Origin of the sequence: Parvibaculum sp., from assembly GCF_049651025.1 — a bacterium.
In the GTDB taxonomy this organism is placed as follows: domain Bacteria; phylum Pseudomonadota; class Alphaproteobacteria; order Parvibaculales; family Parvibaculaceae; genus Parvibaculum.
Genome location: NZ_JBASBH010000051.1, coordinates 23,640 through 32,943, shown reverse-complemented (window position 1 = coordinate 32,943; position 9,304 = coordinate 23,640). Strand labels below are relative to the sequence as shown.

Below are 9,304 nucleotides of genomic sequence, written 5' to 3'. Positions count from 1 at the left end.
ATTCTGGTTTAACGCTTTTTCTTCGTCGTCGGTTTTTCAGGAGGCGCTGTCTTTCCGGGCGGCGCCTTCTGCTTTTTGGCAGCGGCTTTTTTCCGCTCCGCCACCCTCGCCGCCTTTGCGAGCTTTTCCGCACGCACGACCATCATCGCGTCGAGCGATTTGCGCGCCCATTGCACAAGTTCGTCGGGATCGTCGTAGAGGCGTTCGGGAACTTCGTAGTAGCGCAATGAACCGGTGCTGCCGTCCGTCATCTCGTAAGTGAAGGGTTCCATGCCCTCCGCTTCATAGTCGGGACGATTGCGGTCGTCGACTTTCAGATAGAGAGTTTCGTCGAAGATCAGGCCGAACATCAGATCGTCGAGATAGACGCCCGCGCCGCCGAACATGCCGCGCATCCTGACCGGCCCCAGCCGCTCAAGCTGCTCGATGATGAATTCCTTGTATTCGGGGCTTACGGGCATGGTTCAACCAAGCCAGGATTTGATCCGCTCCGCCGCCTCGGCCATGTCGGCGGTTGCGCCGGAAAATGAAAAGCGCACGGTCTGGCGTCCGCGCTCGGTATCGAAATCGTAGCCGGGCGTCAGCGCAACGCCGATTTCGCGCAGCATGCGCTTGCAGAATTCGGTGCTGTCCGCATTGCCGTCGGCGCGCAGAAAACGGCTTATATCCGCATACAGATAGAATGCCCCGTCGGCGGGCGCGAAGGTGTCGAAGCCCGCTTTCGGCAATTCCGCGAGCAGCAATTCGCGGTTCGCCGCATAGACGGCCACGTTGGCGTCCAGCTCCTCGCTCGCATCGAAGGCTGCTATGGCGGCCTCCTGCGACAGCGCAGCAGGCGAGATGAACAGGTTTTGCGCCAGACGATCGAGCGGCACCATCATGCGTTGCGGCGCAATCAGCCAGCCAAGGCGCCAGCCGGTCATGCTGTAATATTTCGAGAAGCTGTTGATGACGATGGCGTCGGGCGAGGATGCAAGAGCGGTCGCCTCCGCCATGCCGTAGCTGATGCGATGATAAATCTCGTCGGAGATGAACCAGCGGCCTTCCGCCTCGCAAGACGCCGTCAGTGCTGCAAGGTGGGTCGCATCGAGCATGGTGCCGGTCGGATTGCCGGGGCTTGCGACCAGAACGCCTGCGATGCGGCCATGTTTGCGTTCCGCATCGGCGATCAGGTCTGGCGTCAAATTCCATCGCGTTTCGGGGCCGACGGGAATGCCGACAACTTCGAGCCCCAGAGACTTCAGGATGTTGCGATAGGCCGGATAACACGGCTCGGCGATTGCGACACGCGCGCCTGCTTCGAAGCAGGCAAGAAAGGCCAGCACGAAACCGCCCGAGGAGCCGGACGTGACGATGATGCGATCAGGCGAAACAGACTGGCCGTAATGCTCGTCATAGTGTTTCGCGATGCGCTCGCGAAGTTTCAGAATACCAAGACTGTCGGTGTAACCGAGGCGGCTCTTTTCGAGAGCGCGAGCGGCCGCCTCGCGCACCAGACGCGGCGCGCCGGTCGAGGGCTGACCGACCGCGAGCTGGATAATGCGTTTGCCGTGAGCGCCGCCTTGCATGGACAGCATGGCCGCCTCACGCATGACTTCCATCGCGATGAAGGGCGCGCTTGCTCCGCGACTGGATACCTGAGGACGTGAATTCATGGCGTTCCGCTCAGGAGCCTGCCGCGACGGCGCCGAAGCCGACGCCGAAGCCCTTGGGGCTGACATGGATCGAGCATGCCCCGGCGGGCAGGCCTTGCGGGCAGACAATGGCGTTGGCAGGCGAACGCGCATCGGCGGGGCCCGAAGCGAGCGCCGACGCGGCGGCACCTTCATTGCCGGTCAACGCGCCTGCGACGACGCTTTCAATTGCGGCGCCGCCCTTGGGCGCACCCGCACCGGCACCGGCGACATAAAGGCCCGTGCTGCTGTTTGCCTTCACGACCATCACCGGCACGAGGAAGGCCGAGCCGAGGCCCTTCACGACGGCCTCAGGGGTCGCTGCGAAAACGACACCTGTGCCATCTGCCGTGCGCGTTGCGCCGAATGCGCCGTTCATGGTGACGGAGCAGGCAACCGCGCCGCCCTTGCTATCGACGGTAACGAACGAGGTCGAACCGTAGTCGCCCTCAAGCGCCGGGCCCGATCTCGCGCCAAGCGCGATAGCCGTGCGTTCGGCGGCGGCGGTGAGCGCGGCGGCGCCGGATGCACCCTGAATATTCGACCAGAGCGTTCCGGCGAATACGCCTGCGCCAAGGTTGCGGGCAGGAAGCATGACGTTCAACTCGCCAACGGCGATCTGCTGCGCGGGCGATACTTCAGGACGGTAGTTCACAAGATCGGAAGCGGAGAGCGAACCGCCTTTGGTGCGCGATTCAGCGATAAGAATGCGACCCGTCTCGCCTTCATAAAAACCGGCAACGCCACGGCTGCGAATATGCGCGAGCGTTCCGGCCAGGGCCGCGGGGCTGAACGTGTCGAGTTCCTGATAGGCTGTGCCATCGGGACGCGCGAAGCTGCGGCGCAGATCGGGGGAGTTGCCGATCATCACGGCGCTTTCACCAAGCTGATGCGCCATGGCGCGCGAGACGGGCACGCCGGTCGCCGCCAGCCGCTCGGCCGGCGAGACAATTTCCGACCAGGACTTGGACCCGTAACGGGCTTGCAGCAGCGCGAAGCCGCGCACGTTGCCCGGTACGGCGATGGAGCCGCCTTCAAGCGGGCGGCGCGTAAGGAAGGCAATGCTTTCGACTTCAGGCTTGCCGCCCTGACGCGCGAGGCAGACGCCGCCGCCGCCAAGGCTTGCCGCTGCCGGATAGGTCACGGAAAGTGCAAAATAGAGGGCCGTCGCCGCGTCGGCGGCATTGCCGCCTTTTTCCAGCACGTTGCGCGCGACCAGTGCCGCTGTCGGCTCGTCGGCGATAACTGCACCGGCGAAGGAAGAATCAGACGGGTCGAGCGCCAGCTTTTTGCCGGCAATGTCGTCGCGCGCATATTTGGTCTCGACGCCACTGGTGACGGTGGCCCCAAGCGGCGAACTTGATCCGCCGCCCATGTCCGGGAGCATGGAGCACCCCGCAAGCGCGGAGACGAAAGCCAGATTGACGATGGGACGGGCTGTTCTCAACCAGGTGGTGCGCACGAGTAAGTCTCCCCTTTGGCCGGTGTTCGGCCCTTTCGCGCCTTGGGCCATGTTCAGCCCTATTCACAATTCGGCCTTTATTCGAGGCTTTGTTCTCGGCCAGCGTCAAGACAAACGCCGGTATTGGACATGCGAACCGTTTATCTTGAGGCTTGATTGACGGGCGGTGGGCTCGCACTTACCGTTTAGTCGGCTCGGCTCGGGCTTTCAACGCCGTTTTCTACCGATTCTGTTGAAAGAAATGTTGCAAACCGATGAGCCGCCAAAGAAAGACACGGCGCGGCATGGGACGTCAATGCGCCTGTGTTGTGGATTTGAGGTACGGGGCCTTTAGAACGCGCACCGGACAGTCCGGCGATGTGCGCAAGGGGAGACGATGAAAGCTGCGACGCTGACGAAGAAGACAAGCGCATTGTGCTTGAGCGCCCTGCTCGCTTTTGCCGGGGCGGCCCCGGCCTATGCAGACAGCATATCGCTGGTGCGCGACGCCGAGACCGAGCAGATGCTCCGGGATTATTCGACGCCGATCTGGCGCGCGGCAGGGCTTGTCCCCTCCTCCGTGCGCGTTCATCTGGTGATGGACCCCGGCATCAACGCTTTCGTCGCTGGCGGCCAGCGCATGTTCATCAATACCGGCCTGATCACTCAGTCGGACGAGCCGATGGAGCTGATCGGCGTCATCGCGCATGAAACCGGCCATATGGCGGGCGGGCATCTGGCGCGCGGCCAGGAGGCTATGGGCAAGCTGGCGCTTCCCTACTACGCATCGATGATTGCCGGGCTTGGAGCGATCATCGCGGGCGCAGGCGATGCCGGCATGGCCATTCTGGCGGGCGGCTCGCAGGTCGCGATGCGGTCCATGCTGACCTATAGCCGCCAGCAGGAAGGCAGCGCCGACCAGGCGGGCGCAACTTATCTTCAGCGCGCGGGCCTGTCCGGCAAGGGCATGCTGCTTCTGTTTGAAAAATTCCGCGATCAGGAAGCTCTGAGCACGCAGCAGCAGGACCCGTTTATCCGCAGCCATCCGATTTCAGAAGATCGTCTTGCCTCGCTTGAAGAGCGCGTCAAGGCGTCGCCCTATTTCGACAAGCCCGATCCGCCGGAGAGCATTCATCATTTCAAAATGGTGCAGGCAAAGCTGAACGGCTTCGTCGATGCGCCTGACGTCACGTTTCGCCGCTATCCAAGTTCCGACCAAAGCGACTACGCGCATTACGGACGCGCGGTCGCCTATCACAAGGCCGGAGACAATGAAAAGGCGTTGAGCGAGCTTGAGTTTCTGCTGAAGAAAGACCCGAAAAATCCCTATCTGTGGGAATTGAAGGGCCAGATCCAGTTCGAGGGCGGCAAGGTTGCCGAGTCGGTTCCCAGCTACAGACAGTCGCTGGCCCTGAAGCCCAACGAGCCGCAGTTCCAGCTTTCCCTCGCGCAATCAATGCTCGCGGTGGAAAAGCCTGAATTCGATCGTGAGGCGCTTGGCTATCTTCAGGAATCCGTCAAGCACGACAGCGAAAACCCGTTTGCCTTTTACCAGTTGTCGATTGCCTATAGCCGGCAGAACAATATCGGCATGGCGGAACTTTCCACCGCGCAGTATTACGAAGCGATCGGCGCGATGAAAGATGCGCGCATGCATGCCGAAAAGGCGCAGTCCCTGCTCAAGGCAGGCTCGCCGGAATGGCTCCGCGCGCAGGACATTGTGACCGCGCGCAATGAGATGGAAGACAGATAATGAAGTTGACGGTTCTGCGTGGTTTTGCGTTCGCTGTGATTGCGGTTTTCGGATTGGCTGCAGGCTCCACTTTGAGTCTGGCCGCTCCACAGGAAAAAACGCAGAGCTTTAGCAATACGCAAAAGCGCGACATCGAGAAGATCGTCCACGACTACCTCGTGAAGAATCCCGAAATTCTGATCGAGGTGATGACAGAACTCGATGCCAAGCAGGCTTCTGCTGAATCACAACGGCAGAGCGACGCCGTCGCGGCCAATCGAAAGGCGATCTATGAAGATCCCTCGTCTTTCGTTGCGGGTAATCCGAACGGCAATGTCACCATCGTCGAGTTCTTCGATTATCACTGCGGCTTCTGCAAGCGTGCTTTCGGGCCGCTGATGAAGGCGGTGCATGACGACGGCAATATAAAGCTGATCCTGAAAGAGTTTCCGATCCTCGGGCCGGACTCGGTCGTCGCTTCGCATGCCGCCATTGCTGCGCGCAAGCAGGGCAAATATTTCGAGATGCACCAGGCGCTTTACGCCAACAAGGGCGAGCTCGACGAGAAGAAGATCATGCAGATCGCCAAGAGCGTCGGCCTCGATACGGCGAAGCTCCGGCGCGACATGGCGGACCCCGAGATCGAGGCGACGATCGCGCGCAATGAAGAACTGGCACGCGCCCTCGGCGTCACGGGAACGCCGGGCTTCGTCATCGGCGGCAAGATGCATCCCGGCGCGCTCAGCACGGATGAACTGGCTTCTGCGGTGAAAGTCGCGCGCGAGACCTGCGGCGCGAATTGCTGATCAGATAAGGCCCGCCAGCGGCGAACTCGGATCGGCATATTTGCGCTTCGCCATGCGACCGGCGAGATAGGCAAGCCGACCGGCTTCGACCGCAAGCTTCATCGCGCGGGCCATCAGGATCGGATTCTTGGCTTCTGCAATTGCCGTGTTCATCAACACGCCATCGCAGCCCAGCTCCATCGCAATCGCGGCGTCGGATGCCGTGCCGACGCCCGCATCGACGAGCACCGGCACTTTCGACTGCTCGATGATGAGGCGAATGTTGATCGGGTTCTGAATGCCGAGGCCTGAGCCGATGGGTGCTGCAAGCGGCATGATGGCGCAGCAGCCAAGGTCTTCGAGCTTCTTGGCCATGATCGGATCGTCAGAGCAATAGACCATGACGTCGAAGCCGTCTTTCAACAGCGCTTCGGCGGCACGCAACGTCTCGATCATGTCGGGGTAAAGCGTCTTCTGGTCGCCCAGCACTTCGAGCTTCACGAGATTCCAGCCGCCTGCTTCGCGCGCGAGGCGAAGCGTGCGCACGGCATCTTCCGCCGTGTAGCAACCGGCTGTGTTCGGCAGATACATGACCTTCTTCGGATCGATGAAGTCGATCAGCATCGGTTCCTTGGGGTTCGTCACGTTGACGCGACGCACCGCGACGGTGACGATCTCCGCGCCCGCCGCCTCAACTGCCGCAGCGTTCTCGGCCAAGTCTTTATATTTGCCGGTGCCCACGATGAGGCGCGAGCGGTAAGTGCGCCCCGCAATCACGAAACCATCGTCTTGCGTGCCGCCCGTTTCCACCGCCTTGACCTTCACCGTTTCCGCCACTTGTTACTCCTGCACTCGGTATTAAAAATTTTACAGCTCGACACCGGCTTTCGGGCGGTTAACCGCCGCCGACGAAATGAACGATCTCAAGCCGGTCGCCGTCGCCGAGCAGTGTTTGAGCATAGGTCGAACGCGGCACAATTTCGAGATTGCGCTCGATGGCGACCTTGCGCGGTTCCAGGCCGAAATGTTCGATCAGTCCCAAAAGGCTGATCGGCCCCGGAATTTCGTGGATGTCACCGTTTACAGTTAGTTGCATCATGGAATATTCGCCGCCTTGGCATCTGGCGGGCGCTGGCCCGCATTGGCTGGATAATGGGTGAGGCGCGACCCCAATTCAACCCGGCAGGCACGAGCCTGCGCAACAGTCCGTTAGTGCCGGTTAAAGCCTTTCGCGGCATAAGGGACTTGCGTATAACTGGACCGCCTCGAATCGAGGTACGGCCCATACTGCCAAGAACTTCCGGCGAGAAAATGGCAAAGAAGTCCACATCCGCGACGAAAGTGACCAGCAAGCCCGTTTACGTGCTGAACGGGCCGAATCTGAACCTGCTCGGTCTGCGGGAACCGGAAATCTATGGCCGGACGTCGCTCGCCGATATCGAGAAAATGGTTACGGCACACGCAAAGGCGCGTGGTGTGACGGCGCTTTGCCTTCAGAGCAACCACGAAGGCGAACTCGTCACCTGGATTCAAGAAGCTCGCAGCATGGCCAGCGGCGTCATTATCAATGCCGCTGCTTATTCACATACATCCATCGCCATTCACGATGCATTGGCAATGCTCGATATTCCCGCCGTGGAAGTTCATATTTCGAACATCTACAAGCGCGAGGAATTCCGGCATCACTCCCATGTGTCGTCAGTGGTTAAAGGCGTGATCTGCGGCCTCGGCGTTCAGGGCTATACTCTTGCCCTCGACGCGATCCTCGCCGACATTTCCAAATAGAACAGGAATCGAGACATTGGCCTCACCCCGCCAACCGGCACAAAAATCTGGAAGCCCAAAGTCAGAAAGCAATAAAAGCGAGATGAGCAAGGCAGGCGTCGACCAGGACTTGATCCGGCAACTCGCGGCTCTCCTCAAGGAGACCGATCTTAGTGAAATCGAAATCGAAACCGGCTCGCTGAAGCTGCGCGTGGCGCGGCAGGTGACGCAGGTTTCCGTGCCGGTGATGACAGCATCTTCCGCTGCGCCAATCGCCGCCGCCGTCGCACCCGTGAGCGATGCGGCGCATCCGGGCGCCCTCGCCTCGCCGATGGTCGGCACGACCTATCTCGCGCCTGAGCCCGGCGCCGCGCCCTTCGTGACGGTCGGTTCGAAAGTCAGCGTCGGTCAGACGGTGCTCATCATCGAAGCGATGAAGACCATGAACCACATCCCCGCGACCAAGGCGGGCACGGTGACGAAGATACTCGTCGAAGACGGCCAGCCGGTCGAATTCGGCGAACCTCTCATCATTATCGAATAGGCCACAGGGCCATGTTCGAAAAAGTACTCATCGCAAACCGTGGCGAGATCGCGCTGCGTATCCATCGTGCCTGCCGCGAAATGGGCATCAAGACGGTCGCCGTGCACTCGACGGCGGATGCCGACGCGATGCATGTGCGCCTCGCCAATGAAAGCGTTTGCATCGGTCCGCCGCAGGCAAGCGAAAGCTACCTCAACATTCCCGCCATCATCTCGGCTTGCGAGATCACGGGCGCCGATGCTGTGCATCCGGGCTACGGGTTCCTGTCGGAGAATGCGCGCTTTGCCGATATTCTCGCGGCGCATGGCATCACCTTCATCGGGCCGAGCGGCGATCACATTCGCCTGATGGGCGATAAAATCCAGGCGAAGATCACGGCGAAGTCGCTTGGTATCCCTTGCGTGCCCGGCTCCGACGGCGCGATCACCAGCGACGAGCAGGCCTACAAGGTCGCGGCCGAGACGGGCTATCCCGTGCTCGTCAAAGCGGCGGCAGGCGGCGGCGGACGCGGCATGAAGGTCGCCAATTCGCGAGACGAACTGTCCGGCGCTCTCTCGACGGCGCGGGCGGAAGCCAAAGCTGCGTTCGGTGACGACTCTCTCTACATGGAGAAGTATCTCGGGCAGCCGCGCCATATCGAGATGCAGATCATTGCCGACAGTCACGGCAACGTCGCGCATCTTGGCGAACGCGATTGCTCGTTGCAGCGCCGCCACCAGAAGGTGCTCGAAGAGTGCCCCTCGCCTGCCCTGAATGAAACGCAGCGCCAGAAGATCGGCGACATCGTTCGCAATGCAATCGGCAAACTCGGCTATCTCGGCGTCGGCACGATCGAATTTCTTTATGAAGACGGCGAGTTCTATTTCATCGAAATGAATACGCGCCTTCAGGTCGAACATCCGATCACCGAGGCGATCACCGGCATCGACATCGTGCGCGAGCAGATCCGCATCGCGGCGGGGCTTGAGATGAGCTTCACGCAGGAGGATGTGACTTTCTCCGGCCATGCCATCGAATGCCGCATCAATGCCGAAGACCCCAAGACCTTCGCGCCCTCGCCCGGCACGATCAAAGACTTCCACACACCGGGCGGCCTTGGCGTGCGCGTCGATAGCGCGGCCTATTCCGGCTATCGCATTCCGCCCTATTACGACAGCCTGATCGGCAAGCTCGTCGTTCACGGGCGCAATCGCAACGAATGCCTGATGCGCCTGCGCCGCTCGCTCCACGAGTTCGTGATCGACGGGATCAAGACGACGATCCCGCTGTTTCAGGATCTGGTGAACGAGCCGGACTTCATCAATGGCGATTACCACATCCATTGGCTTGAGGATTACCTCAAGACAAAGTCCTGACGCGAAGCGC

10 protein-coding genes are annotated in these 9,304 nt (G+C 60.8%); 5 read left to right on the top strand and 5 right to left on the bottom strand.

What is annotated here, in order from left to right; genetic code table 11:
- Positions 1–8: 8 nt before the first annotated feature.
- The 3 genes from WA943_RS06555 to WA943_RS06545 are packed head-to-tail and all read right to left on the bottom strand — an operon-like array spanning position 9 to position 3,135.
- Positions 9–461, bottom strand: coding sequence for a TfoX/Sxy family protein (locus WA943_RS06555; protein ID WP_424469054.1), 453 nt, complete (start codon positions 459–461; stop codon positions 9–11).
- A gap of 3 nt (positions 462–464) precedes the next feature.
- Positions 465–1,655 carry a pyridoxal phosphate-dependent aminotransferase gene (locus tag WA943_RS06550; protein WP_424469053.1) on the bottom strand — a complete coding sequence of 397 codons (1,191 nt, stop codon included), beginning with the start codon at positions 1,653–1,655 and terminating at the stop codon, positions 465–467.
- A 10-nt stretch (positions 1,656–1,665) separates the two neighbouring features.
- Positions 1,666–3,135 (bottom strand): gamma-glutamyltransferase, encoded by a 1,470-nt coding sequence (locus tag WA943_RS06545; RefSeq protein ID WP_424469052.1) that lies wholly within the window; start codon positions 3,133–3,135, stop codon positions 1,666–1,668.
- Between the two features lie 376 nt (positions 3,136–3,511).
- Between WA943_RS06545 and WA943_RS06540 the strand changes: the two genes are divergently transcribed.
- Together WA943_RS06540 and WA943_RS06535 are read left to right on the top strand one after the other, a co-directional pair.
- A complete protein-coding gene (locus WA943_RS06540; protein WP_424469051.1) occupies positions 3,512–4,867 on the top strand; it encodes a M48 family metalloprotease in 1,356 nt (451 codons plus the stop codon).
- On the top strand, positions 4,867–5,652 hold the full coding sequence (locus tag WA943_RS06535) for a DsbA family protein (protein ID WP_424469050.1): 786 nt from the start codon (positions 4,867–4,869) through the stop codon (positions 5,650–5,652). The genes WA943_RS06540 and WA943_RS06535 overlap by 1 nt, the downstream gene beginning before the upstream one ends.
- On the opposite strand, the gene WA943_RS06530 is transcribed toward WA943_RS06535, so the two are convergent.
- Positions 5,653–6,441, bottom strand: a complete 789-nt coding sequence (locus tag WA943_RS06530) for a thiazole synthase (RefSeq protein ID WP_424469056.1) — start codon at positions 6,439–6,441, stop codon at positions 5,653–5,655. It lies immediately after the preceding gene.
- 85 nt (positions 6,442–6,526) lie between these two features.
- Positions 6,527–6,730, bottom strand: coding sequence for a sulfur carrier protein ThiS (gene thiS / locus WA943_RS06525; protein WP_424469049.1), 204 nt, complete (start codon positions 6,728–6,730; stop codon positions 6,527–6,529).
- A gap of 212 nt (positions 6,731–6,942) precedes the next feature.
- Between thiS and aroQ the strand changes: the two genes are divergently transcribed.
- The 3 genes from aroQ (at position 6,943) to accC (ending at position 9,294) form a co-directional block, all read left to right on the top strand.
- On the top strand, positions 6,943–7,416 hold the full coding sequence (aroQ, locus tag WA943_RS06520) for a type II 3-dehydroquinate dehydratase (RefSeq protein ID WP_424469048.1): 474 nt from the start codon (positions 6,943–6,945) through the stop codon (positions 7,414–7,416).
- An 82-nt stretch (positions 7,417–7,498) separates the two neighbouring features.
- Complete coding sequence (gene accB / locus WA943_RS06515) at positions 7,499–7,939, top strand: acetyl-CoA carboxylase biotin carboxyl carrier protein (RefSeq protein WP_424469047.1); 441 nt, start codon at positions 7,499–7,501, stop codon at positions 7,937–7,939.
- Between the two features lie 11 nt (positions 7,940–7,950).
- Positions 7,951–9,294: an acetyl-CoA carboxylase biotin carboxylase subunit gene (gene accC / locus WA943_RS06510; protein ID WP_424469046.1), complete on the top strand. Its 1,344-nt coding sequence runs from the start codon at positions 7,951–7,953 to the stop codon at positions 9,292–9,294.
- Positions 9,295–9,304 lie beyond the last annotated feature (10 nt).